Below are 25,700 nucleotides of genomic sequence, written 5' to 3' on the forward strand. Positions count from 1 at the left end.
AAAGTGCCACCCGTAGGCAAACCGCTCATGCCCGTTGCGCAAATACCCAAGAGGAAGATTGATGGCGAACAGGAGCGTTGTCAGCGCCGACAGTAGGAGGCATGAGTTCATTGGGGTTATCCTTCTTTACGCGCCAGAGCAGGAACCACATTCTGCTCCGTTGCATCTTTTGGGGATTAGATGCTCGTCAGCGTACTGCGTGATGTCGTTGCAGAAGTGAACGAAAAGTTCTTGCGACTCGGCCAGCGGGATCCAGTACCCGTCGAGGACCTGATCCAAATGCTCAACGTAACTCACATCGCGTACCCCCGTGCCTTCCTGCAGCGCCTTGTTCGCCTTGCAGCCTGCATGATGTTTTTTTTCGCCGATGTCCACGCACCTCGTTCCGACGGGGCAGCCGAGCTCACGGGCAGTCTTGTTGGCCTCGATTATGGTTCTGTCCTTGTGCACAAGCATGACCGGACCCGGATAGTTGTCCCAGAAAAGATGGAAGTTACTGCGGATTTCTTCGTTGATTTCAAACGTGTTCATACATGTCTCCTTTTGTTTTTTGTCTTTGTCATCTGACTACTTTTCTGACCCGTGGGCCGAATCGAATCCCTTCTTCAGTTCCGAGCGCTGTTCGGGGGTCAGCATGGCACTGATTTCGATAAGACGGTCGACGGTGCGGTGGGCAAATCCGGTGAGTTCCTTTGCTTTCTCGTCTACGGTATTATGCAGCCACTGGCGATCCGGGGTGTCCAGGAGGAGACAACCAACGACTTTAGCTGAAAGTCCCTGACTGTTTTTGCACACCTGTTGACCGTCGGCTACAATCTGATCTGAGACTCCACCAATCTTTGCCCTTTGCTCATCGGTTGCTCCGACCTTCTTGAGCGATGCATCGAAATGCTCCTTCATTTTCTTGGCATAATCGCCATGCGATTCATGATGCTTGCAGGCTGCCAATGTTCCACTCACGAGAACAACTCCGAGAATCGTTGCAACAGCTTTCATTCCGTTTTTCATAGCTTCTCCTTCGTTCTGATATGATGTACCGCGATGAGGTCAGGCTAGCCACGAAATGTAAAAAAAGTATGTGGCAAATGTAAAAAAAGCGTAAATAACTGCCGAAGCTTCATTCAATTTGATATTGTTTGTAATTATTAGGAGTTGTTACGATGGATGAAAAACGACAGAGACTGATTTTTCTGGTCGATGACGACGCCAAGCTGCGGAAGCTGCTGGTTAAGTTTTTGAAGGAGCATGGATTTGTCCTGCGCGAATTTTCCGACGGTTCGATGGTAACGGCTGCCATTGAAGCGGAGGAGCCCGAAGCCGTCATTCTCGATATCATGCTGCCCGGTGAGAGCGGCTTGGACATTCTCCGCCGCATTCGTCAAGAGTCGGCGGTGCCCGTAATCATGCTCACTGCCAAAGGGGAAGACGAAGACCGTATCCTGGGGCTGGAGCTGGGTTCGGACGATTACCTGCCCAAGCCTTTCAACCCTCGGGAGCTCCTGGCGCGGCTCAATGCAATAATGCGGAGAGCAGCATCCGCACAGGACGTCAAGGTGCTTTCCACAGATACGATGGAAGTCGCCGGTCTTCTCCTCAACCGAAACAGACGTACGGTCAGCTCGGGCGGAACGGAGTTGCCACTGTCTGCCACCGAATTCAAACTTCTGGAGGCGCTGATGAGCCGCCCGAACATGATCCTGTCCAGAGACGAGCTCTTGAACTATGCGCGGGGCAAAGACTTCGGCCCTTTTGACCGGAGCATAGATGTCCACATCGGCAAACTCCGGACCAAAATCGAATCACTCCCAGGGGCAAAGAAGTGCATCAAGACCGTGTGGGGATCGGGATACATGCTGGAGGACCGGCCATGATGCGGCGGCTCTATTTCAAGATACTGCTCCATTGGGTAGTTGCCCTTATTGTTACGGAAGCGCTCATTTTCGGTCTGTTCCTTTTTATCGTCAAAGACGGTCACCGCGCTTACGTGGTTGAATCCATAGGCAGGAACACCCTTATCGCCAGGGATTATGTTGAAGCTGCGATCGCCGGATGTCCCGTAAAAGGAGAGGATGTCGGTACCGTGATGCGAGACGCTGTAGAGAGGCTTGGTGCGTCTGCCCACGCAAAAGTCTGGATCAACAGAACAGACGGAACCCTGCTTGCGGCATCTTTTGCAGGTGACATCAAGGTTCCTGAGGTAGATTCCGGCAAGTCCGCCAACTACGAGAAAGCCACTATCAATGTAGAAGTCGGGCCGAAACGTCTCTCGTATTCTACGGTTCCAATTACCCTTGGAAACCCGCTGGAAGGTACGGCAACACTGCATATCCTCACAGAGCGGGAACCCGGGCGGTTTCCCCACGGCAAGTTCGGGGCAGGGTTGGCCTTGATCGGTGTTGTCATAGCTGTCTTCGCCATTCCACTTTCACGGCATATCACGAGACCACTGAAGCGTCTCCAGGAATCGGCGCTTCGCATTGCGGGAGGTGATCTTTCTGCCCGTGCCGACATACGGGGAAAAGATGAAATCGGAAGGCTCGGCCAGGCATTCAACAGCATGGCGGAGACAGTGGAACGGATGATCCAAGCGGGAAAGGAGCTTACCGCCAACGTTTCGCACGAGTTGCGCAGTCCCCTTGCCCGCATCAGGGTTGCGGGAGAGTGCCTTAAGGATTCCGTAGCACGGGGTGACACGTCCGATTCCGCAGAGTTGCTGGAGGGGATGTGGGAAGACATCGCCGAGGCGGACCAGTTGATAGGGCGCATCCTCGATTATTCGAAGCTGGACCTGCACGAACCTGTTCCTGTAACCACGGAGGTCTGGCCGGCAACGATCCTGGATGGGCTCCTCAAGGCCATGCGCCCCCAATTCAAAACAAAAGAGATCACGGTTGAAATTGAGGTCGAACCGCAACTCTCAGTTGCGGGAGATGAGGAGTGGTTGAGAGCGGCCTTCAAGAACCTCCTGGAGAACGCAGCACGATATACGTCGGAAGGGGGACGGGTACGGATATCGATGCGCTCAGAGAATGACGCAGTTATGCTAGAAGTGACAAACTCGTCTCCTCCGCTTCTAGCGGAAGACCTGGAGAGGATTTTCAATCCGTTTTACAGGGGAAAGGGGGCAACGGGTGAGGGAACCGGCCTCGGCCTTGCGATCACAAAGAAAATCATCGCGCTCCATCAAGGGGATATCGGAGCGAGAAACACACCACAGGGGTTTCAAGTCTGGCTTCGGCTGTCGAGATTCACGGCAGAAGGATCCGTGTTGATCAGCGGTAGAAGCGATTGAAGAACCGATGCCCAACTCTATGTCTACCCTAATAGATACGAATGGATAAATTGGGGATTGAGTACAGGACTGCCGCCGATTTCCGCAAAATAGGGGAGTTGCGTATAGAGAAGATTGACGCGGTATCGTTGCAGGTGGTATGTCTCTCGAAGTCCCTAATTGCCGAAGGAAAATATTGCCATGAGTCGCATCCTCTCCTTGATCGAACAGATGGAACCGGGAGTCGTGATCCTCAACGAGGATCTCACCGTTTCTTCCGTCAGCAGCATGGTTTTCATGATTTTCGGCCACATCCCGCGGGAGCGCATCTTCGCCGGGGACCTCCTCGGCATCCACAGCGAGGAGGCGCGGGAAAAGGTGAAGGAAACCCTGCGGCTGGCCCGTCAGGCGCAGCGGCACATTCCGCTCTCCCTCAAGTTCATCACCAGCGAGGGGCACGACCGTTACCTTCTCGTCAAGCTGATCACCGTGACGGAGCGGGACCCCGCCGGCGGGAAGATCTGCGCCCTCTTTTACGACATCACCCCGTTCATCCTGGCCGAACGTAAGCTCATGCGGGTTCCGGTGACCTCCCGCGGCGATATCCATCTGCTCAAACCGGAGGAGATCGTCTACCTCAAGGCGGACAACATCTACTCCCTCATCTATACCGAGTCGGGCGAATTCCACAGCGATATGTCCCTGGGGTCCATTGAAAAGCGCCTTTCCGAAGAGATCTTCTTCCGCATCCACCGCAGCTACCTCATCAACATCACCAAGATCATAAAGGTCCACCGGGAGAGCCACGAATGCACCGTTGCCACGGGTGGCAGCGAAGTCCGCCTCCCGGTGAGCCGCGACAAGATGCAACGGTTCCTGGCCTATCTCGGCCTGAAGTAATCCGGCAGCTCACTCCGCTTTTCCTACCGTTTACAACTCCCTAGCACCTTTCACAAGTCCCGGATGGCATTGCTCCGTTCCCCGACGTATAGGTATGTAAACGACACCACCTGTACAAATCGAGGGAGGAGCATATGGACCTGGCACACACCAGCCATGACAGCCGCAGTATTGATCCGGCCGCGAAGGAGATGCTGCGCATCGCCGATCGGGAAGGATACGCAACGATCTGGGAGCGTTACGAAAAACAGCAGCCCCAATGCAGCTACGGCCAACTCGGCACCTGCTGCCGGATCTGCTCCATGGGACCATGCCGCATCGATCCCTTCGGAGACGGCCCCAGCCACGGTGTCTGCGGGGCCACCGCCGATACCATCGTGGCCCGCAACCTCGCCCGCATGGCCGCGGTCGGCTCCTCATCACATTCCGACCACGGCCGCAAGGTGGCGCTCCTCCTCAAGGCGGTTGCCAACGGCAGCAACACCGACTACCGCATCGCCGATCCCGAAAAACTCGTAGCCGTCGCGACGCGTCTCGGCATCCCCACGGACGGACGGGAGCCCGCTGCAATAGCCGGCGATGTGGCAACGGTTGCCATCGACTGTTTCGGCAACCAGGGGGAGGAACCGATCGTCTTCATGGAGAAGTACATGCCGAAGAAACGGTTCCAGCGGCTGCAGGACCTGGAGGATACCCTCTACCGCACCATGGGCGCGAAAACCGGGTTTCTGCCGCGCGCCATCGACCGGGAAGCAGTGGACATCCTCCACCGCACCCACTTCGGCTGCGACCACGATCCCCTCTCCCTTGTCGCGCAATCGGTCCGCTGCTCCCTCTCCGACGGCTGGGGGGGCTCCCTGATCGCCACCGAGCTGCAGGATATCCTGCTCGGCTCCCCCACCATCAAACCAGTGAAGGCCAATCTGGGCGTACTGGAGGCGGAGAGCGTCAATGTCGTCGTCCACGGCCATGAGCCGATCCTGTCGGCCAAGGTGGTGGAGATGGCCCAGAGCGCCGCATGCCGCGCCGCGGCGGAGGCGGTGGGGGCCAAGCGGGTCAACGTGGTCGGCCTCTGCTGTACCGGCAACGAGGTGCTGCTGCGCCAGGGGGTCGGCATGGCGGGGAACGAGTCCCACAGCGAGCTCGCCATCATGACCGGTGCCGTTGACGCCATGGTGGTTGACGTGCAGTGCATCTATCCGGCCCTGGCCGACCTTGCCTCCTGCTTCCATACCCGGTTCATCACGACGAGCGAGCAGGCGAAGATCCCCGGCGCGCTCCACATCCAGTTCGAAGAACAGGAAGCGGATGCCATTGCCACCCACATCATCAAGACCGCCATCGACGCCTTTCCGAACCGCAACAAGGCCCGCGTGTACATTCCGCAGCACACCAGCACCGCGATCGTCGGGTTTACCGTGGAGGAGATCCTCAAGGCGCTAGGCGGCACGCCCCAGCCGCTGATCGACCTGATCGTCAAGGGAACCATCAAGGGGGTGGCCGGCATCGTCGGCTGCAATAACGTGAAGGTCCAGCAGGACTTCTTCCACCGCACCCTGACCGAGGAGTTGATCAAGCGCGACATCCTGGTCATCGGCACAGGCTGCTGGGCCATCGCCGCGGCAAAATCGGGGCTCATGGATCTCCCTGCCCGGGACCTGGCCGGGCCGGGGCTCCGGGCGGTATGCGGCCAACTGGGGATACCTCCCGTTCTCCACATGGGCTCGTGCGTCGATTGCTCCCGCATGCTCAACCTGGCAGGGACACTGGCGGACCACCTGCAGGTGGACATCTCCGACCTCCCGCTGGTTGGGTCTGCACCGGAATGGACCACGGAAAAAGCGGTCGCCATCGGTACCTATTTCGTCGGCTCCGGCATCCCGGTGCATCTCTGGCCACTTCCCCCCATCCTCGGTGGCCCTGAGGTGACGAAGATCCTCACCAGCGACGCCAAGGATGTTCTCGGCGGCTGGTTTTTCGTGGAAGAAGACCCGGTGGTGACTGCCGACCGGATGGAACAGATCATCATGGAGCGGCGCGCCGCCCTCGGGATTTAATCACAAGGAGAATTCCCATGTGTCAACCGCAAACCGGAATGCGCGTCGTCATCACTGGTAAAGGGGGGGTGGGGAAGACCACCCTCACCTCCTGCCTCGCCACTGTCCTGGCATCGGCCGGCACCCACGTCCTTGCCGTGGATGAGGACCCCCAGATGAACCTGCCGAACGCCCTGGGGGTCGCGTACGAGGACGCGGCAAAGATCGTCCCCCTGAACCGGCACGCCGACTACATCGAGGAAAAGACCGGCATCAGGCCCGGCAGAAACGGGTGGGGTGCCCTCTTCAAGCTCAACCCCGACGTGGAAGATGTGGTGAGCCGGCTCGGCTTGAAGGTGGCGGAGAACCTGAGCCTGCTGGTGATGGGAACCGTGAAGCAGGCGGGGGGCGGCTGCCTCTGCGCGGAGAACGTACTCCTCGACGCCACGATCAGGCACCTCGCCCTGCGGATGAACGAAGCGATCCTCCTCGACACCCAGGCAGGCATGGAGCATTTCGGCCGGTCCCTTGCCAAGGGATTCGGCCAGTGCGTTGTGGTGGCGGACTCTTCCTTCAACGCCTTGAGCGTCGCCCTCCACTCCGCCTCCCTCGCCCGCGAAACCGGCATCGAACTCGTTCATCTCGCGGTAAACCGGGTCACCACCGGCGATATCCGGCTGGAGCGGTTCGAGCGGGAAACCGGCCAGAAACTGCGCGATCTGTTCGACACGGTTGTCCAACTGCCGGCAGAACCGCTCCTGCAGGCGCTCGACCCGCACGTGGTGCGGATCATGGCGGACCGGCAGAACGGCTATGCGGCAGCGGTGACGCAGCTGGCCTCCCTGCTCAGCTCTCCGCCCTGCCCTTGCGCCGCAGGCCATCACCAGCACCACCATCACCATGCCCATTGAAAAGGGAGACAGATGCGATGAAACGGATATTCGTTGATTATAAAAAGTGCCTTGCCTGCAAAGCCTGCGAAACCGCCTGCGCAGTGGAGCACCATCCCGGCGGCACCCTGCTCGCCGCCCTTGGCGACCGCAAGACGGAAGTGAACGTCCGGGTGCTCGGCATTGACCAGGAAGCCTTTCCCCTCTCCTGCCGACATTGCGACCCTGCGGAGTGCCTCGATGCCTGCCCTTCGGGGGCGCTCGGCCGGGACCCGGAAAGCGGGGCCGTCATCCTCGATCCCGCACTGTGCAAGGCCTGCGCGATGTGCGCCATGGTCTGCCCCTTTGACGCCATCTCCTTCAAGGCCACCCACCGCGCCGGATATGGCCGGGATGTGGCCCATAAATGCGACCTCTGCACCGATAGGGTCAAGGCCGGAGGCCAACCCGCCTGCGTCGAGGCATGCCATTCCGGTGCCCTCGTCTTTGCCGAGTACGAGGCCACCCGCACCGAACGGGCCGTCAAGGGGCTGCGGCATTACCTCTTAGGTCTTGAGGGGCTGCCGCCCCATGTCGAGCTTTTTCGAGAGTTGCGCCGGAAAGAGTTTGCCCGGCGCCGGGGAGGTGAGGAATGAAGGTGGTCACCGTAGGAACGGGCATGGCGGCATCGGAGTTCGTGGAGCGGCTCAGGCTCGACGGGTTCACGGACGACATCGTCATGTGCAGCGATGAGGAGTTTGCCCCCTATTCCCCCTGCGTCATCCCCTTTTACCTGGCCGGCGAACCTCTGGAAACCGTCTACTGGAAGGGAAGCGACTTTTATGACCGGTACCGCGTGATGCCGCGCCTGTCTGACCCAGTGGTGGAGGTGGATGCACAGAGGCGAATGGTGCGGACGACAGCGGGACGGACCGAAAGCTACGACCGCCTCTTCTTTGCCAGCGGCGCCCGGAGCTGGTACCCCCGGCCGGAGTGGCTCGACACCCACGGCGTCTTCGGCTTCAAGACCCTGACCGACATGGTCGCCATCGACCGCTACATCCGCGAACACGATGTACGGCAGGCAGTGGTGTTCGGCGGCGGATTCATCGGGGTGGACGCCGCCCTGGCCCTGTGGCATCGCGGCCTCGACATCACCCTGGTTCACCGCAACACCCGCGTCCTGTCCCAGATGACCGACGAGGAAGGGGGACAGTTCGCCACCCGGAAGTTAGCGGAAAAGACCGGGCTGGACATCCGGCTCAAGACCACAGTGACCGATATCGTTGCCCCGGCAGGACAGCTTTCCGGGGTACGCTTCTCCGACGACACCACTATGGAAACGACACTGCTGATCGTGGCCATCGGGGTATCCCCCAACTCCGAGCCGCTGCGGGGTGACGACAAGGGGGTGCCGTCCGACCGGCAGATGCTGGCGGATGCTGGCATCTACACCGCCGGCGATGTCGCCGTCACCCCCCATGCGGTCACCGGCGAGGCCGGGGTCTATGCGACCTACCCCAATGCCATGCGCCAGGCCCGTACCGCGGCACAGCACCTCTTGCACGGCGATGGGAGTTATGCCGGCTCGATAAATACGAACGTGCTCAAAAAGCACATCGACTTCCCCATCGTCTCGGCGGGGAGCTTTACCGGCGAACCGGTCACGTGGCAGCAGGGGGATATCTGGCGCAGGGTCTACCTGCAGGACGGCATGATCAACGGCTATATCATCATCGGCGACACCCGCATGTCGGGTTACGTGTATCAGCTCTATGTCTCGCGCCAGCGAGTCGACCGGACCATCGGCAGCATCCTCGCATCGCCGCACCACGATGCCTACTACCGGCAGGTAACAGGCTGCAATGTCTGATGCGGGGCGGTTGTCTGCAGTTCAGACATGGGAAGAAGGCTAAGGGAGAGAGCTAACCGGCGCGGAGCTTCCTTGCGCGGACGCTTGGTTTTTGACGTGATGCTGTCTCGACCAGTCGGTCGCTGGCATACTGGTTTCTTTATTTTTTTCCAGACTTTTCCACCAGTGCATACCAACCGCAGTGTCATGCATGCTTACCGCTTCACCCATCATGGGAATGACGACCGATACGATCCGGGCATTACCCAAGGCGGCAATTCTGTCGAAAGGCTCCCACCAGGAGTGCATGGCCAGATCAAAAGTGCCGTTATGCACCGGCAGCAGGAGTTTACCATTCAGGTCCAGATGCGCCTGGATCGCCTCTTCCGGGTGCATATGGACTTCAGGCCAATTCTCGTTATACGCGCCGGTTTCCAGCATGGTGATATCAAAGGGGCCGTATTTGTCGCCGATCTGCCTGAAACCGTCGAAGTAGCCGGAATCGCCGCTGAAGAAAACACGCCGGTCACGGCCAAAGATTACCCATGATGCCCACTGGGTACGATTCCTGTCGAAGAAACCGCGCCCCGAGAAGTGTCGAGCTGGTGTGGCGGCACAACAGACACCGTCGATTTCAGTTTCCTGCCACCAGTCCAGTTGCCGCACCTTTGCCGACGGCACCCCCCAGTCAGCCAGAATGTCCCCCACCCCGAGCGGAGTCAGGAAATATTCTGTCTTCCCCTCTAGCTTCATGATTGAATCATGATCCAGATGGTCGTAATGGTCGTGGGAGATGATGACCCCCTTGATTGGTGGCAATTCTTCAATACTGACGGGTGGCGCGTGAAACCGCGCCGGTCCAGCGAACCGCAGCGGGGACGCGCGGTCCGAAAACATCGGATCAGTTATCCAAAAGGCGTTGTTCAGCTTCATCAATACGGTCGAATGTCCCAGACGATACACCATGTTGTCCGGGGCGGCCAGTAGCTGCGCTCTGGTCAATGCCTGTACCGGTATTTTCCCCGATGGACGCGTGTCTGCTGATTTATTGAAGAAAAAATCCCACATGACGCGCGCCTGTTCAAGCGCTCTGCCTTTTGTCAGCATGACCGGATGTTTTTGATCACTTTCGAGCGATAGCGGTGACAGCGCCAGGGCGGTGGCGCTGTTATTACTGAAGAGTGTATATGCCATGACTATAAGTGCTCCCAATATCATAACGCAGAACATGATCCGTTTCATCGCCGCCGCCGTCCGAGAGCGCCGGTACCGGTGAGCCGATGCGCCGGTCACTGGAGATTTCTGCCCATTTCATAGGCCAGGTCCATCGCAGGGCTTTTCGTTATGTCCCCTTTGTTCCAGGCTCCGGTTCCATAAATAACACCCCGTTCCCTAGATCCGGTCAGGCAGGAAGCGAACTTCCTGAGCGATTCGAGAGTCAGCTCCAGCAGCTCTTTGTCGCCGACAGCGGCGGTCATGATGAAGTAGAACTCCTTCCCGGTGATCGCGGTATATCGCGCGTAGGTCCGGTCGATCAGGGCCTTCGTCTGGGCGTTCATGGTGGAAAAATAGACCGGCGTCGCCATGACGATCACATCCGCGCTGATCATTTTATCGAGGATCTCCGCCATATCGTCTTTCTGGACGCAGGCACCGCCATTGCCCTGACAGGCGTCACAGGCGGTGCAGTAATTGATCCGCCTGTCACCTGCGGATATCTTTTCCACCCGGCAGCCGGCTTCGGTCGCACCTAGCGCGAACTGATCGCATAACAGGTCGGAGTTGCCTTCTTTTCTGGGACTGCATGACAATATCAGTACATTTTTCGCCATAACCTATTCCTTTCGGGTCACTCGGACCTGAGCGAAGCCATATCGATGGAGAAGCGGTATTTCACATCCGATTTGAGCAGCCGCTCGTAGGCTTCGTTGATCTTCTGGACCGGAATCACCTCCACATCGGCGGTGATGTTGTGTTGACCACAGAAGTCGAGCATCTCTTGGGTCTCCCTGATGCCGCCGATAAGCGAGCCGGAAATGCTCCTGTGCCCGAAAATAAGGCCGGAGGCCGCCAGCGGGTGCGGCTTCTCGGGCACGCCGACCAGGGTTATATGTCCCTCCAGGCCTAGCATGGCGATGTACGCGTTGATGTCGTGATCTGCGGCTATGGTGTCGAGGATGAAATGGAAAGATCCGGCGTGCTGCCGCATCTCTGCCAAGCTGGTGGAGACGATGACCTCGTCAGCCCCCAGGCGGAAGGCATCTTCTTTCTTGCCCGGCGAGGTGGTGAACACCGTCACATGGGCGCCGAAAGCCTTTGCAAACTTGACCCCCATGTGCCCCAGGCCGCCAAGGCCGACCACGCCGACTCTCTTGCCTTTGATATCTCCCCAGCGCCGGATGGGGGAGTAGGTAGTTATTCCGGCACAGAGGAGCGGAGCTACCCCGGCGAGATTGAGATTCGGCGGCACAGACAGCACGAAGCGCTCATCAACGACGATGCTTTCGGAATAGCCACCATAGGTGACCGGCGCGGTGCCATGCCTATCCGGTGAGTTATAGGTGAACGTGGCCCCGGTACAGAACTGCTCCATATCCGCTTTGCATATGGGGCAATCGTGGTCGGAATCCACCAGACAGCCGACCCCCGCAAGGTCGCCCGGCTTCACTTTGGTGACGGCTAAACCGGCCTTCGTGACCCGGCCGACGATTTCGTGCCCAGGTACGCAAGGATAAATAGTAGGCATTACGCTGTTCCACTCGTCGCGGGCTGTGTGGAGATCGGAATGGCAGATGCCGCAGTAAAGAATTTCGATCTGCACATCGCGGTCCGCTATCTCTCGGCGCGGTATGGTATCCGCGACGAAGGGCGATGTGGCGCCGGCAACTGAATATGCTTTTGCTTTGTACATGATGCTGACCTCCTTGGGATATCTTTGTCTGGTTATCGTTGCCTCCACAGCACTTGTCAGCTGGTCGATCGGATCATCGGGCGTCAGTCAATAGGGCTTGTCTCCCTTTCCAAAATCGAAGCCCGCCGGCAACGCTGCGAACGTGCCGTTCACCGTCGTGCCGCCGTTTTGAAACGCCGCGAACAGCGGTTGCACGCTCTGCGGGAAGCCGAAGGCCGGTTTGGTGAGCTCTTCAAGCTTGCCCAGTTCGGCAGGTGTAATTTGTAACTCAAGCGCTTTCACATTGTCCTCCAACTGCCCGAGGCGACGTGCGCCTATGATCGTCGAGGTGACGCCGGGCTGCGCCTGCACCCAGGCGAGAGCGACACGCGCCACCGTACTGTCGTGTGCTTTCGCGATTACTTCGAGTTCGTCCACCAGCGCATAGGTGCGCTCATTCAAAAACGGCTCGACGAAGGACCCACGGTCCGGTTTCACCTGCCCCGCCGTCTTGCGTGTGTACTTGCCGCTGAGCGCTCCACTTTTGAGCGGGGACCACGGCGTGATGCCAAGGCCAAGTTCAAGCGCCATCGGCACGAGTTCCTGCTCGACACTGCGCTCAAGGAGCGAGTACTCAATCTGCAAGCCGATGAACGCCGACCAGCTGCGGAAGTGCGCGGTCACATTGGCCTCGGTGATTTTCCACGCTGGGGTATCGGAGACGCCGATATAGCGGACCTTGCCGGAGCGCACGAGTGCGTCGAGCGCTGCCATGAGTTCCTCGATCGGCGTATGAACATCCCAGTTGTGCAGCCAATAGAGGTCAATGTAGTCGGTCTGCAAGCGGCGCAGCGACTGCTCGCATGCAGCGAGCACCGACTTGCGGTTCGAGCCGCCACCGTTCGGATCCCCGGGATAGAGGTTGCTGCTGAACTTGGTAGCGATGACCAGGCGGTCTCGACGGGCGGGATACCTGCCGACATGGTCGCCGATGATCTTCTCGGAGTGACCCTTGGTGTAGAAGTTGGCGGTGTCGATGAAGTTGCCGCCCATATCGACGAAACGGTCGATGATCTGGTTGGACTCCTCGACGCTCGATCCCCAGCCGTAGTCTTCACCAAAAGTCATTGCTCCCAGGCAGAAGGGGCTGACGCGCAGGCCCGAGCGTCCAAGCGTTACGTAGTTGTCGAGTGACATAATTATTACCTCCGGGAGAGATGTTTTGACTCAATGGAGTGGGTTCCGACCTTGCCGGGCTTCATTGTCGTAACCGATGGCATGAGAACGTTGCTCGGGGGAGAAATTCCGCGACACTCACAGATTCACTGCCGCAAGGCCGCGTTCATCGTAGCGCCCGCCTTCGACCGGATGGGCGGCGACAGCCTCCTCGATGGCCTTGACGTCCGCGGCGCTGAGCGACACCCCGGCGGCCGCGATGTTCTCCTCAAGCCGCTCACGCCTGCGCGTTCCGGGGATCGGCACGATCCACGGCTTTTTCTCAAGAAGCCAGGCAAGGGCAAGCTGGCCGGGCGTAACGTTCCTTCCCCGCGCGATATTCTTTAGGGCGTCGACGAGCGCGACGTTCTTCTGCAGGGCCTCGGCCTGAAAGCGCGGATTGGTGCCGCGGAAATCATCCTCGGCGAATTTCGTGTCGGCGCTGAAGGCTCCTGTCAGAAAACCGCGTCCGAGCGGGCTGTAGGCGACAAAGCCGATGCCAAGTTCCTCCACCAGGCCCAGTATCTCCTGCTCCGGCTCCCGCGTCCAAAGGGAATATTCGCTCTGGAGTGCGGTCACAGGATGGACCGCGTGCGCCTTCCGGATAGTCGCCACCCCTGCTTCCGACAGGCCGAAATGCCTGACCTTGCCGGCCTTCACGAGATCGGCCACAGCGCCGGCGACCTCCTCGATCGGCACGGCCGGATCAACGCGGTGCTGATAGAACAGGTCGATATGATCGGTCCGCAGCCGTTTCAGGGAAGCGTCAGCCACCTCCTTGATATGCTCCGGGCGGCTGTCTGTCCCGAGAGGCCATGGACTGCCATTCGGGTCGATCCTGAAGCCGAACTTGGTGGCGATGACGACTTGTTCGCGCAACGGAGCCAGCGCCTCGCCCACCAACTCCTCATTCGAGAAAGGCCCGTAGACTTCGGCTGTGTCGAAGAAGGTGACGCCCCGCTCGACGGCGTCACGCATGAGCTTGATCATCTCGCCCCGCTCGCCGGGTGCGCCATAGGCCCACGTCATGCCCATGCAACCGAGCCCGATGGCGGAGACCTCCAGGCCGGATTTTCCAAGTATACGTTTCTTCATGTCATGCTCCTCAAAGAAATGTAGGGTTACGACTGTCATCTTCCCCCGCCCGGCGCGGAATCCATGCCTTCACCTGCGGTTCAAGATGCTCCTCGATACTTGTGCTTACTGTGTTGAGAGTGCTGCCTCCACGGCACGTACAATAGCTTCATCCAGCGGTTCTGAATCGGGTGCGAATCGCGCAATGACCGAGCCGTCGCGGCCGATCAAAAATTTCTCGAAATTCCACAGCACTTCCGGCTCGGGATTGGGCGTCATGCCGTACCCTTTGAGGCGCTCGCGAAAAGCCTCGCTGCTTTGCGCCTTGGGTTGGGCCTGGATCAGCGCGGCGTAGAGCGGGTGCTTGTCATCGCCCGCGACCGAAATCTTGGAGAACATTGGAAAATCAACTGCATAGCTGGTTGAGCAGAAACTTTTGATCTCGGCGTCATCACCGGGCTCCTGGCCAGCAAAATTATTGGCGGGGAACCCTAGCACGACGAACCCATCACCCTTGTATTTCGTGTAGAGCGCCTCCAGGCCTTCATATTGGGGAGTCAGGCCGCATTTGGAAGCGGTGTTGACGAGGAGCAACACCTTGCCCGCGTACTCCGAAAGAGACGCCTGGGTACCGTCAATCCGCGTGAGCGGTATGTTGTAGAGATCAATGGCCATCGAAAAACTCCTTTCCTTGTTAAATGGGCTCGTTGCAGAATGCCCGACCCAGTTCCTGAACGACCTCTTTCGCCGGGAGGATACTGGTAATCCCGCCCGCAGATTCCGACACACAAACTACGCCGTTTTCCAGTCTCCATCGAGCATGCCAATCTTGGTCGCGCCAATACCATCCGAGTTTGGTGCAACGTCCCCGGTCCATAGCGGGATGAGCCTAGCCTTGCCGGCCGGCGTTGGGACCGAGTACCCCCAAGCCGCCAGCCTCAGAGACCGCTGCCACTCACGTGGCTGACGTCAGCCAGACCATCGGGGCCTGAATAACGGGGTAGTCGATTTTCAACAACGTCGAGACGCGTGTTGTGGTGGAAAGCATACCGATTACCTCACTGTTTTTATCGCCGGTCACGAATCCGGCCGATAGAAGTCGGATCAGTCACGGCCGGCCGGGTATCCGTTGCCGCTCATCGCGTCTTCACCGAAAGCACGACGTCGATATTCCCGCGTGTCGCGTTCGAATAAGGGCAGACCTTGTGGGCCTCGTCGACGATCTCCTTTGCGGTTTGCAGATCGACGCCCGCGATGGTGACGTCCAGCGCGACGGTAAGTGCGAAGCCGCCGCTGCCGTTGGGCACCATACCGACGGTAGCGGCGATATCGACATCTGCGTCGCCGATTTTATGATCCTTGTTACGTGTGATGTGAATTACGGCGTTGCCGAAACAGGCGGCATAGCCGGCAGCGAACAGCTGCTCCGGATTGGTTGCGTCCTCTTTGCCGCCAAGCTTTTTCGGCAAGGCGAGCTTGAGGTCGAGAAGCCCGTCCGTACTGCGAACAGTGCCGGAGCGGCCGCCGACTGCATTCACCGTAGTGGAATAAAGCGCGTCCATATTGTCGTCCTCCATCAGTGTCTGTTCAGTTCCCTTCGACTCCGCTCAAGGAGCATTCGTGCGCTGAGCGGAGTCGAAGCGCATTCACAACCGAGTTACTCCCAGATAAAGCGCCGCCGACGCAGGGCGGGGCGATAATCATCAAGTTGTGTTGAGATGGTGGGCAGTTTAACGTCATGCCCAGGACAGGAGTCAGCAGCCCTCCTTGCAATGGGCGATGGCCCTCAGTTGATACCGTTTTCTCAGCATGATTTTTCACCTCCTTTCACGGGAGACGGTTTCATCCGCTAGCGCCACATCACCTGGGCGTCATTACGCTGCGGAATTCTGCGGTAGTGGTGTTTGGGCAATCCAAACATCATAGACTCATAAACCTCATGGCCGTCCGGTACACCAAGCGCCTCCCGGAGCGCCGGCTGCTCCTTAGCGGCCCAAGTCAGGATTCCCGCCCAGCACGTGCCGATGCCGTGCGCCGTGGCGGCAATCTCGAAATTTGTAAGAGCGATGGCGCAGTCCACCGCACTCCAGTTCCAGTCGCGTGGGCCGACAGTGACCGCAACGTGCGGCGCACCGCGTAGGATCATATCCCGACCCTGTTCCCAATGATCGATGAAATGGGCATAACGAGAGGAATCACCAGCCTGCCGGAGCCAGTCGTAGACCAGTTCAGCCAGACGATGTACCTCGGCGGGGTTATGTACGACTATCCATTGAACCGGCTGACGGTTTACTGCAGTGGGGGCCCAACGGGTGGCATCGATCAGTGTACGGATGGTCTCGATGGGAATTGTTTCCTTATGGAACTCGCGTATTGAGCGGCGACTCTTGAGAAGTTGCAACAGCGCATCGGATTGAACTTCCAAAGAAGAGTCGATAAGAGGTGATTCGGCCATGGATATTTTTGCGTGATGGACCGCGTCTCGGGAGCACACAGCAACACAGTGCCCGCAGACAAGACAAAGTGCATCCGCGCTCTCGCGAAATTCCGGAAACCCTTCTCCATCCAGATCAAACAGGTCAACCGGACAAACAGCTCTACAACTGCCGTCTCTCCGGCAGGTTTCATGGTTTATTGCTATCAAACTCATTCGTATCCTCCTCTAAGGTAATTCGTGTCATCCGGATTCTGTCTGTTATTCAGGGGCAGCTCCCTAACCTCACAAGTTACTTTCGGCAGAAATATTTACATGCAAACCGGTCGGTATGTTATTTTGCAAAAAATTATATTAGGCGCGAAGCGCCTGAAGATAAGTATCTATACCCTGAAGACATGACTGAAGGATATCTGCTGACCGGGCATTTTTTGCGAGACCACGACATCCGGACATTACGGAAATATAAAATATTGCCACATCATTTGGGTTGACGCCGCTGCTGACATATCCTTTCCGTTGTCCCACTGCAATAGCTTGGGCTATGCCATCGCGCCACATCTCGTAAATCGACGAAACCTTCGTCCGGAATGACTCATCAATACTTGACATCTCTTGGGCAAGATTATTGAGAGGACAACCCATCTCAATATCTTCCGATGTTAATGATCCAACAAGTTCCCTGGAAATTTCCATGAGACACGTTAGAGGATCTGTACACATTTGAAGAGGTTCAATCAAACATTCGATAATACTTTTTTCAATGGCATCTAGTAGTGCAAGTCCCAAGGCATTTTTATTGGGGAAGTGATGATAAAGAGCCCCCTTTGTGAGATCAGTGCATGCCAGTATGTCGCAGAGACTGGCGGCTTTGAAGCCCTTATGATGCACTTCCTTAAAGGCAGCTTCAAGAAGAGCATTACGAGTACGTTCAGGATCTTTCATACCAACCAGTATGCATGTTAAAGTTTAGCGTGTCAAGGCCTGATCTAATCAACCTTGGGCCGAGCATCCATAACCGTTTCATTCAACCTCCGAATAATTTTAGGATGACCTCTCGAAAGGCCCGGTCGTGTTCAAGAACAAAAGACTCCTCAAAGCTGCAGTTATCGGCTACGAAGGTGCGCTTCAAATAACGCAACCCATCGGCAGGCGCCTCTAGGATGGCTGCTACAAATTTGCTTGATTCTTCAGGCAATTGCTCCACCTCATACACCGCACTGACCAACCCAATCCTCATCGCCTCTGTGGAGTCAATCCTTCGTCCAGTCAGACATAGATCTCGTGCATACCCATCTCCCACGATACGACGCAAGGGAGTGTAGAGCGGCGGAGCGCCAAATTTGATCTCGGGATGGCCAAAAAAGGCTGATATGGCGGCAATCCGTATGTCGCAAAAACAAGCCAAATCAAAGCCTCCCCCCATTGTTGGTCCGTTTATAACAGCGATGGTCGGCTTGGAGAAGTTCCACAGGTCGAGGTGATATCGGGAAGAAGATGCCAGCAGCTCGGCATGGCACTCCACCTGTTTGAATTCTTCCAGGTCGAACCCTGACGAAAAGGTATTTCCGGCCCCAGTGATAATCACGCAGCGCACGTTATCATCTTCGTTCCAGGTTGTCAGACAGGCAGAGATCTCCTGCCGCATCAGGATGGAGATTGCGTTGCGTCGCTCGGGGCGATTCAGAATAATAGTTCCTAATCCGCTGTCACCAGTCGTCGCCATTATGGTTTGATATTCCACCTCACCCCCCTCACCATATTGTTTGCTGCGACCTGAAATCATTAGCGCTATCAGACTGTTTTTTCGAATCTTTTTCAAAAAACGGATACAAAAACAGAAACAACAGAGACTGACCAACAAATTGTGAGGTTCTTCCTGTGACTTTTCCAGCCCATATTCTAGGATCTATTCCAGCAGCACTGTAATTAATTCCAACAGTCGTAATCCGTATAGGAGCGACTTCCTACGGAATCCAGGTTTCAAAACAATACAGGATGACTCACACCGTTTCAGGGTATTTTCCCCCGCCAAACGGAAACAAAAACGGAAACAAACCCCTAAACTAACAAAAAAAGGACTTAACCTTTCCGGCTAAGTCCTTGATTTTCTTGGAGCGGGAAACGGGATTCGAACCCGCGACCTTCAGCTTGGGAAGCTGACACTCTACCACTGAGTTATTCCCGCTTGATTGAGATGAACTTTTTAGCCCATGGGGCCGTCGGTTGTCAACAGTTTTTTCCCGAGGAAGGCGCGCGCTTCGGCGTCTGTTCTAACTTCACCGGTGCTCTGGGCCTTCCGGAGAAGCTCCTGCGCTTCCCCCACTATACCGCCAGGAGGGACGGAAAGCAGGGCCATGATTTCGGCCCCGGACAGTAACAGGGTGCCTCCACGGGGGATGTGGCGGTGCTGATAGTAATCGACCAACTCGCCACAGCGTAATTCGGAGATGCGCCCAAAGGCCTGAAGCATCAAAGGGAGTTCCAGCCCGGCAGGATCACAACCATTGAAGAGACCGTATGCCGAGACGGCATCATAGTGGTCTGATATTGGCAACGCCTCGGCACAATACAATTTCTCCACAAGCTGCCCGCCGACTTTCCCCAGCTTCAGCCGCTCGACCGCTCCATGGGGAGCAATCTGGGCCGCGGCTAAAAAGGCTGCCAGCTTCATTATTGAGAGGACCGTTATCCCCTCCTGGACTTCCTGCCAAAGCCGCGACTCAACTTTTACAGCCGCTTCGGCACCAAGCGGCAAATTAGATTGAACAATACCCTGAATCCTGCCCACTGCCTCGACCGCAGAAGAAACCCGTGCCGGCAAGAGTCCGAAAACAGCTGAGAGAAGCCCGGATTCGCCCATTATGCGAAATGAGGAGGCGGCGTCCGGCATATCGAGTATCCGGAAAAGTTCGTCCCGAATCCGCTCTCCAGCGCAATTTGCGATCAACGGCGCATGTGCTGGTATCGCAGCAAGGGTTCCGGACTCAATACGGAAACCGAGGGTGGCGGCAAAGCGGAATGCGCGCACGAGCCTCAGCGGGTCGTCTCGAAAAGCCGCTTCGGAACAGCGCCTCACCTGCTTTGCGCAGATGTCGGCACTGCCGTTGAGTGGGTCTATCAATTCAACGTCCCCTTGGAGCGGGACGGCAAGGGCGTTGATGGTGAAGTCGCGCAGCGCAAGATCTTCGAGTATGCCGGGCCCCTTGAGGGGAGCGAAGTCGAAGGTTACGGTTCCGGGCACTTCCTTGAAGATGACGCGGGAATGCCCTCGCACCTTGTCGAGGGGGAAAAAAGTACCGCCACACTCACTGGCGAAGCAACGGGAAAGCTTATCAGCCCCGCCGTCAACGGCAACATCCACATCATTTACGGCGCGTCCCAGCAGGATATCCCGCAGGCTGCCGCCCACCAGGTAGCTCTGCCGGCCAAGGGTCGCAGCGATTCGTCGAAGTGTCGCCAGATGCGGAGTTGCCATGAATTCCGAGAAGGATGGTTTCATGGGATGAGATTACCACCCGCTGGAAACGAGGCAAGAAAAAAGCCCGCGCAAGGCGGGCTTTTCAAAGCATATCTTTTAAAAGCGGTCAGACGGCGACCCCTTTCTTTATGGACATGAGCATCTTTTCAGCCACTGCACGGGCACTTACGTTGTACTCTCCGGCAGCCACCTGTTTTTTAATCTCTTCAACCCGCTCCATCCGGATGTCGGGAATGCTCTGGAGAGCCTCGCTCATTCTGGCAACCCGCTCTGCATTGCCGGAGAGTTTGACCGTATCCCCCCCCTGCCCCGCGGCAGCAGTTCCGTTCTTATGGGCCTCGCCTGCGGCAAGGGCAGCAGCTGCATCGTTTCTTGTCACAACAGTTGCCGGCAATATCGGATTATCGTCTATTTTCATGGCACTCAAAGCCTCCGTACCCTCCGTTTCTCTTATTAATTACTATATCGTCACGGAGCGGAAAAATCTTTAGAAAAAAATGACACCTCCCCAAAAAAAATTGGCGAAAAAACGCAAAAAACGTCAATTAACTGACTCGCGCTTGCGGTAGTATTTATGAATATCAGTGAGGCGGATAATGGAGATTCATAATTAAGCACCGCCGGGCACGGGAAGGATAACAACATTGACTGCCGCGACGAATGCAGCTAAATTGTTAAAACTTTAAAAGAATCGGAGATCCGGCTGATGACCAAGTCTGCCCAGGAAAATAATACCGCGACTTACTTCGCCCCCGCCGAGCGGGCATCCCGCATGGAGGTTGATGAGATTCGCTATCGCGTGCTACTTGATCGAACCCTCTCATCACTGCTGGACGCCATTCCCGACTACGCCCTCATACTCAACCACGAGCGCCAGGTTATTGCCGTCAACAAGCGGTTATTGGACGCCTTCAGGCTGGGGAACCCCAATTCCATCATCGGCAAGCGTCCCGGCGAGGCCTTCGGTTGCATATTTTCTTCGGAGGGACCGTCCGGATGCGGTACCGGCAATCACTGCTCCGTATGCGGGGCGGTAATGTCGATTCTGGAAAGCCAGCAGAACCTCGTCCAGAGCTGCCACGAATGCCACATAACCCTTGACCGCAAAGGCGGAACATCCCTGGACCTGGAGGTCTGTTCGAACCCGGCCACCGTTAACGGCATCCCGGTTACCGTTTGCATCATGCGCGACATCAGCGACCAGAAGCGGCGGAACATCCTTGAACGGGTCTTTTTTCATGACGTGATTAACACGGCAGGCGGCATTCACGGCATGGCCTCAATGCTCGCCGAGAACCCTGGCCTGCCAGCGGGGAAAGAAGCAGAATACAAGCAGTGGCTGGTCCTCTTGTCGGGCCGGCTCATTGATGAGATCAACCATCAGCGCAATCTGCTTGCCGCCGAAAAGGGGGAATTCAAGCCGAATCCGGGGATGGTGCATGTACCGGCACTGATGAAGGAAGTGCATGCCCTTTACGTTTCCCATGACATTGGGGAAGGGCGCACCCTGGCCATGGGGGATATCGTCGACGCATTCATCGAGAGCGACCGGCAGATTCTGTACCGCATCCTGGGGAACCTGGTCAAAAACGCCCTGGAAGCCACACCTCGGGGAGGGACCGTCACTCTCTCCTGTTCCGGCGACGACGACCGGGTCACCTTCAGCGTAACCAATCCCGGCGTGATGCCGGCAGAGGTACAGCTCCAGATATTCCAGCGGTCCTTCAGCACCAAAGCCACCACCGGCAGAGGAATCGGCACCTACAGCGTAAAACTCTTCGGAGAGCGTTACCTGAAGGGAAAGGTCGCATTCACCAGCCGGGAGCCCGACGGGACCACCTTCACCCTCTCGATTCCCAGACATTTCAGCTAGAGCGTTATCCCCGGCAGGCTGTCAGTCGCTCAGCCACCCTCCGGAAATACTCTTCTCGGCACCAGTTTTCCACCTCCACCATGGCCTGAAAAGCCTCGGCGAAGTCCTTCTCACCCAACGTAAAGACCCCGTGTCCGTAGACCACCGCCCTGCGCGGGCCGGCAATGACCGGGGGGACCCGCTTCGCCAACCCGCCGGCACCGATCTCCCCCGCAACAACCGGTGCATCACCCAGCATCCGCACCCGGTCACAATCCTTCCAGCAGTCCTTCACGGTGCACTCCGTTTCGTCGCACTCCATACTCATGACCACCGCGAATTTGGGATGGCCATGGAGGATGACTGCAGCTCCCGACACCTCGTAAATGCGGCGGTGTGCCAGCAACTCACTAGAGGCGGTGATGCCGAAGGTGGAGGAATTGTCCATGGGGACGGGATCGATGCAGCCGGCCAGGGCATCGAGGCTTGCGGCGGTCTGGGAAATGTAGATGACATCACCGGTCCGGCAGGAGATGTTGCCGAAGAATGAGTCCACAAGGCCCCGCTCCACCGTGTAGCGCCCCACTGTGGCTATCTCGTCCAGGATGACGGCGGGATCGGCGAGAGGGCCGAGGCGGAAGGAGAGACCGTCGGCCGAAAGCGGGCGCAGCCAGTCCCGGCGGAACCCGGCAAAGGCCTCGGCCTCGCCCGGCAGAAGAAACCCGTCATGGAGCAGATCCTGGAGATACTTCACGAACGTGGAGTGAAAGATCGACGAGTAGTTGATGTAGGCCTGCTCTATGGTGAGGGCACCGCTAGCCACGATTCCCACCCCCTCCACGACCACCCCTTTTCGGCTTCCCAGGAGCCGGGCAATATCCAGAGCGGCGTTTTCTCCCAACTCTTCCCGCCTCAGAAAAGGAATATCGTGGAGAAAGGTGCGTGTCTCAGTGTCACGGGGAATGATGCACGACTCCTCCCGAGACGCCCGGGCCACGAGAAAATCCGCAAACGGAAGCGAGGGGGCAGCCACCACCAGGCCGAGGCAACTGAGACGGGCGAGAATATCACCGGCAAGGTGCGTCAGAGCGGGATTGCCGTCCACTATGAGCACATCATCCTGGGCGGCGATGGCAATCTTTCCAGCCAGAGCCGAGCGGTCGGTTATGAGTTTATTCATGTACCTTGCAATCTGATCAAACATATACTTACCTGTTTACCAACTTATATCAGGGGCAGTTTATGGGCAAAAAAGCCTCAAAAAAAACAATGCGGTTTATGCATTTCTTAAAGCATCAGCTATGCAAATTTTATGGCTGCTTCAGCAAAAAATCAGGATCCGCGAACACCCCCTCAGGGGTCAGCCCCCGTATCCGGTAGTATTTCTGCAGCTCCTCCTCAAACCGCATCCGAGCGACCGGAGGAACTTCAATTCCCTCACCGCTTGAACCGGACTCATGAAAGAATCGCTCAGGCAGAATATCGTCTTGCACTCCAAAACCATTGTCACAGTTATAGAAGCGCTCGGTGAGGCAGATACGCCGACCGATTTCTTTGAGCTGCTGCGGAGAGTAGTCGATGCCGGCAGTGGCCGAAAGGAGCTCGGCATATTCCTCAAGGGTGGCGCCAAAGAACGAAAATTTGCAGGCAACCAGAGAATCGACTGCGGCGTTGGTATCCTCGGCGATGGCAATGATCCGCGCCTTTCCCGAGAAGGAGAAGCGGTCGGTGGCAATGGGCTTGCGCAGAATCTCATGGGAGATGGGATAGGCCCGCAAGTGGCAGCCGCCGCGACTGCTGGTGCAGTAGGCCAGCGCCATGCCATAGGCGCCGCGGGGATCGTAAGCGGGAAGCTCCAGCCCCTTGACGCTCATGGAGAGGCCGGGACGCCCCAAGGCCTCGGCAACACGCCGGGACCCGAGGGAGAGGAGTTCGCCCTCCCCCCTTCGAAAAGCCATGTCGGCCAGCAGCCCCTGCACCTCCCCGCCATCGAGGAAACGGCCGCGGGCCTCGCCCCATGCCGACAGGGTCGCAGCGGCGGAGATGGTATCCATACCCAGTTCGTTGCAAAGGGTATTGGATTTTACGATGGCGGCAAGGCCGGCGTTCCCGTTCAACCCCCCGAAATGGGAGACTGTCTCGTACTCCGGAAGATGCTCTCCGGAAGGGGTGCTCTTCTTGCACTGGATGGGACAACCGTAGCAACCGTCCTTTTTGGCGTGGAAATCCCGGCGAATTGCCGGCCCGGAATAGTTGCCCGACTCTTCGAAGACGGTCCGCCTGAAATTGTCGGTGGGAGCCATGCGGCGCTGGCGCATGAGGTCCACCAGGGCCGGGGTGCCATATTCGGCAATGCCCAGCTCGCCAAAAATGACGGGCGAAGCGCGGAAGAGCCTCATCACGTCCTGCCGGGCCGTTTCGAACCGCTCCCGGCAAGCAATGTCCACGGGCCGGTCGCCATTAACTGTCACCGCCTTGAGCCCCTTGGCCCCCATGACAGCGCCAAGGCCGCCGCGCCCAACCGAGTTCCCCTCCCCCATCATGATATTGGCAAAGAGGACGCCATTCTCCCCGGCAGGGCCGATGGCCGCAACGCTCCCCCGTCCGAAAAGGGCGGAGACGGTCTCATGGACCGTTTTTCCCCGCAACCGGGACACATCCACAATTTCCGCTCCGGAGGGAGTTACGGCAATGGCGACCGGGGTTGCGCTCGCGCCGGTAATCATCAGGGCATCCACACCGGTGGCCTTAAGACGCCAGGCAAAACGCCCTCCGGCGGAACAGTCGTAGATGGTGCCGGTCAGGGGCGATCGTGACACGACCGTAAGGCGTGCCGCAGTGGGTGCCGGCGTACCACAGAGGGGGCCGACGGCAAATATGAGGGGGATGGCCGGATCAAAGGGATCAAGGCGGTACCATTCCCGCATAAGCCTTACCCCGAGCCCGCGACCACCCAGATAGGAATGGAGAAGTTCCGCCGGGATATCCTCGTACCAGCTCTTCCTATTCGTGAGGTCAACGCGCAGCATGCGCCCCGTCCACCCATACGCTGATTTACAAATCATTACATACTTACCTTTTTACAACTAAACAACGGTATTTCGATGAGTTCCACAAACCGGTCCACACGATAATCAGCCCCTGCCAGTTCCTCCGGTTCACCATATCCCCAGATGCATCCCACGGTCGCGACTCCTGCTCCCCTGCCTGCCGCCATATCGTTTATGCTGTCGCCAACCATGGCTGCCTGGCCGGGGGCAACGCCGAAATCGGCCAGCAGCTTCAGGACCGGCTCGGGCGACGGCTTGCGAAACGGTAGGGAATCGGCACCGAGAATCTCCTCGAAATGGCGGTCTGCGCCGAGCGCCGAGAGTACTTCACGGCAGAGCGCCACGTTCTTGTTGGAGATTACCGCCATCCGCATCCCGCGTAGCTTCAGCTCGGCAAGGGTTTCGGTTACTCCGGGATAAAGGACGGTATGGTCTGCAATATGCAGCTGATTGTAATCGAGGAAAAGAGCAAGCCCCTGTTCGACCTCGGCATCCGGGGCACTGGCAAGAGCACGTTCGACGAGGCGCCGCGCCCCCTGCCCCACGAGCCTGCGCACGGCTTCCTGATCGATGCGCGGCCTGCCGAGGGATGCCAGCATATGATTCGTGGCGTCGGCAAGATCGGGGAGAGAATTGATGAGAGTTCCATCCAGATCGAAAATAATAAGTTCGGTGGGGTGCGGCACTGGTCGGCTCCTGGCTGGTGCTTTACTTTACAACTATAAAGTGTTTGCCGACCCAACCGCAATAAAAAAGCCCGTCGCGGGACGGGCTTT

25 protein-coding genes and 1 tRNA gene are annotated in these 25,700 nt (G+C 57.7%); 8 read left to right on the forward strand and 18 right to left on the reverse strand.

All coding sequences use genetic code 11. The features are described from left to right. Positions 1-126 precede the first annotated feature (126 nt). The gene (locus JZM60_RS15440) at positions 127-531 is read right to left on the reverse strand and encodes a hypothetical protein (RefSeq protein WP_207163283.1); all 405 of its coding nucleotides are present in this window, start codon (positions 529-531) and stop codon (positions 127-129) included. A gap of 36 nt (positions 532-567) precedes the next feature. Further along, positions 568-1,008 (reverse strand): Spy/CpxP family protein refolding chaperone, encoded by a 441-nt coding sequence (locus JZM60_RS15445; protein ID WP_207163284.1) that lies wholly within the window; start codon positions 1,006-1,008, stop codon positions 568-570. A 152-nt stretch (positions 1,009-1,160) separates the two neighbouring features. Here JZM60_RS15445 and JZM60_RS15450 point away from each other — a divergent pair, with 152 nt between their 5' ends. From JZM60_RS15450 to JZM60_RS15480, 7 genes are all read left to right on the forward strand, one after another. Then, positions 1,161-1,871, forward strand: coding sequence for a response regulator (locus JZM60_RS15450; protein ID WP_207163285.1), 711 nt, complete (start codon positions 1,161-1,163; stop codon positions 1,869-1,871). Next, positions 1,868-3,292 carry a HAMP domain-containing sensor histidine kinase gene (locus JZM60_RS15455; protein ID WP_207163286.1) on the forward strand — a complete coding sequence of 475 codons (1,425 nt, stop codon included), beginning with the start codon at positions 1,868-1,870 and terminating at the stop codon, positions 3,290-3,292. Before JZM60_RS15450 ends, JZM60_RS15455 begins: the two co-directional genes overlap by 4 nt. Before the next feature lie 180 nt (positions 3,293-3,472). After that, a complete protein-coding gene (locus JZM60_RS15460) occupies positions 3,473-4,171 on the forward strand; it encodes a LytTR family transcriptional regulator DNA-binding domain-containing protein (RefSeq protein ID WP_207163287.1) in 699 nt (232 codons plus the stop codon). 134 nt (positions 4,172-4,305) lie between these two features. Then, positions 4,306-6,228: an anaerobic carbon-monoxide dehydrogenase catalytic subunit gene (gene cooS, locus JZM60_RS15465; protein WP_207163288.1), complete on the forward strand. Its 1,923-nt coding sequence runs from the start codon at positions 4,306-4,308 to the stop codon at positions 6,226-6,228. A 17-nt stretch (positions 6,229-6,245) separates the two neighbouring features. Next, a complete protein-coding gene (locus JZM60_RS15470) occupies positions 6,246-7,118 on the forward strand; it encodes an ATP-binding protein (protein ID WP_207163289.1) in 873 nt (290 codons plus the stop codon). Positions 7,119-7,135: 17 nt separating this feature from the next. Beyond that, positions 7,136-7,732 carry a 4Fe-4S dicluster domain-containing protein gene (locus JZM60_RS15475; protein ID WP_207163290.1) on the forward strand — a complete coding sequence of 199 codons (597 nt, stop codon included), beginning with the start codon at positions 7,136-7,138 and terminating at the stop codon, positions 7,730-7,732. Next, complete coding sequence (locus JZM60_RS15480; protein WP_207163291.1) at positions 7,729-8,949, forward strand: NAD(P)/FAD-dependent oxidoreductase; 1,221 nt, start codon at positions 7,729-7,731, stop codon at positions 8,947-8,949. Before JZM60_RS15475 ends, JZM60_RS15480 begins: the two co-directional genes overlap by 4 nt. 39 nt (positions 8,950-8,988) lie before the next feature. Here the strand turns inward: JZM60_RS15480 and JZM60_RS15485 are convergent, their stop codons facing one another. From JZM60_RS15485 to flgM, 13 genes are all read right to left on the reverse strand, one after another. Further along, positions 8,989-10,170 carry an MBL fold metallo-hydrolase gene (locus JZM60_RS15485; protein ID WP_207163292.1) on the reverse strand — a complete coding sequence of 394 codons (1,182 nt, stop codon included), beginning with the start codon at positions 10,168-10,170 and terminating at the stop codon, positions 8,989-8,991. Between the two features lie 47 nt (positions 10,171-10,217). Further along, positions 10,218-10,760 carry a flavodoxin family protein gene (locus JZM60_RS15490; protein WP_207163293.1) on the reverse strand — a complete coding sequence of 181 codons (543 nt, stop codon included), beginning with the start codon at positions 10,758-10,760 and terminating at the stop codon, positions 10,218-10,220. A 17-nt stretch (positions 10,761-10,777) separates the two neighbouring features. Continuing rightward, on the reverse strand, positions 10,778-11,839 hold the full coding sequence (locus tag JZM60_RS15495) for an NAD(P)-dependent alcohol dehydrogenase (protein WP_207163294.1): 1,062 nt from the start codon (positions 11,837-11,839) through the stop codon (positions 10,778-10,780). An 87-nt stretch (positions 11,840-11,926) separates the two neighbouring features. After that, positions 11,927-13,015, reverse strand: a complete 1,089-nt coding sequence (locus tag JZM60_RS15500; RefSeq protein WP_207163295.1) for an aldo/keto reductase — start codon at positions 13,013-13,015, stop codon at positions 11,927-11,929. Between the two features lie 117 nt (positions 13,016-13,132). Then, positions 13,133-14,128 (reverse strand): aldo/keto reductase, encoded by a 996-nt coding sequence (locus JZM60_RS15505; protein WP_207163296.1) that lies wholly within the window; start codon positions 14,126-14,128, stop codon positions 13,133-13,135. A 105-nt stretch (positions 14,129-14,233) separates the two neighbouring features. Further along, positions 14,234-14,782 carry a glutathione peroxidase gene (locus tag JZM60_RS15510; protein ID WP_207163297.1) on the reverse strand — a complete coding sequence of 183 codons (549 nt, stop codon included), beginning with the start codon at positions 14,780-14,782 and terminating at the stop codon, positions 14,234-14,236. A 461-nt stretch (positions 14,783-15,243) separates the two neighbouring features. Beyond that, on the reverse strand, positions 15,244-15,669 hold the full coding sequence (locus JZM60_RS15515) for an organic hydroperoxide resistance protein (RefSeq protein WP_207163298.1): 426 nt from the start codon (positions 15,667-15,669) through the stop codon (positions 15,244-15,246). A gap of 287 nt (positions 15,670-15,956) precedes the next feature. Continuing rightward, a complete protein-coding gene (locus JZM60_RS15520; protein WP_207163299.1) occupies positions 15,957-16,757 on the reverse strand; it encodes a nitroreductase family protein in 801 nt (266 codons plus the stop codon). Positions 16,758-16,895: 138 nt separating this feature from the next. Beyond that, complete coding sequence (locus tag JZM60_RS15525) at positions 16,896-17,486, reverse strand: TetR/AcrR family transcriptional regulator (RefSeq protein ID WP_207163300.1); 591 nt, start codon at positions 17,484-17,486, stop codon at positions 16,896-16,898. Between the two features lie 82 nt (positions 17,487-17,568). Further along, positions 17,569-18,285, reverse strand: a complete 717-nt coding sequence (locus JZM60_RS15530; RefSeq protein ID WP_207163301.1) for an enoyl-CoA hydratase/isomerase family protein — start codon at positions 18,283-18,285, stop codon at positions 17,569-17,571. Positions 18,286-18,654: 369 nt separating this feature from the next. Beyond that, positions 18,655-18,729: transfer RNA gene (locus JZM60_RS15535), tRNA-Gly, on the reverse strand. Positions 18,730-18,747: 18 nt separating this feature from the next. Then, the gene (locus tag JZM60_RS15540) at positions 18,748-20,019 is read right to left on the reverse strand and encodes a tRNA nucleotidyltransferase/poly(A) polymerase-related protein (protein WP_241426292.1); all 1,272 of its coding nucleotides are present in this window, start codon (positions 20,017-20,019) and stop codon (positions 18,748-18,750) included. A 109-nt stretch (positions 20,020-20,128) separates the two neighbouring features. Continuing rightward, positions 20,129-20,440, reverse strand: a complete 312-nt coding sequence (gene flgM / locus JZM60_RS15545; protein ID WP_207163303.1) for a flagellar biosynthesis anti-sigma factor FlgM — start codon at positions 20,438-20,440, stop codon at positions 20,129-20,131. Positions 20,441-20,728: 288 nt separating this feature from the next. On the opposite strand from flgM, the gene JZM60_RS15550 reads away from it, so the two are divergent. Beyond that, a complete protein-coding gene (locus JZM60_RS15550; protein WP_207163304.1) occupies positions 20,729-21,895 on the forward strand; it encodes a sensor histidine kinase in 1,167 nt (388 codons plus the stop codon). Between the two features lie 4 nt (positions 21,896-21,899). Here the strand turns inward: JZM60_RS15550 and JZM60_RS15555 are convergent, their stop codons facing one another. The 3 genes from JZM60_RS15555 to JZM60_RS15565 form a co-directional block, all read right to left on the reverse strand. Next, entirely contained in the window at positions 21,900-23,078 is a 1,179-nt protein-coding gene (locus JZM60_RS15555) for a class II aldolase/adducin family protein (protein ID WP_207163305.1), read from the reverse strand. Between the two features lie 106 nt (positions 23,079-23,184). Further along, positions 23,185-24,903: an aldehyde ferredoxin oxidoreductase family protein gene (locus JZM60_RS15560; RefSeq protein WP_241426293.1), complete on the reverse strand. Its 1,719-nt coding sequence runs from the start codon at positions 24,901-24,903 to the stop codon at positions 23,185-23,187. Between the two features lie 35 nt (positions 24,904-24,938). Next, the gene (locus JZM60_RS15565) at positions 24,939-25,610 is read right to left on the reverse strand and encodes an HAD family hydrolase (protein ID WP_207163307.1); all 672 of its coding nucleotides are present in this window, start codon (positions 25,608-25,610) and stop codon (positions 24,939-24,941) included. Between the last annotated feature and the right edge of the window lie 90 nt (positions 25,611-25,700).

The sequence above is a fragment of the Geobacter benzoatilyticus genome (assembly GCF_017338855.1).
Taxonomy (GTDB): Bacteria; Desulfobacterota; Desulfuromonadia; order Geobacterales; family Geobacteraceae; genus Geobacter; species Geobacter benzoatilyticus.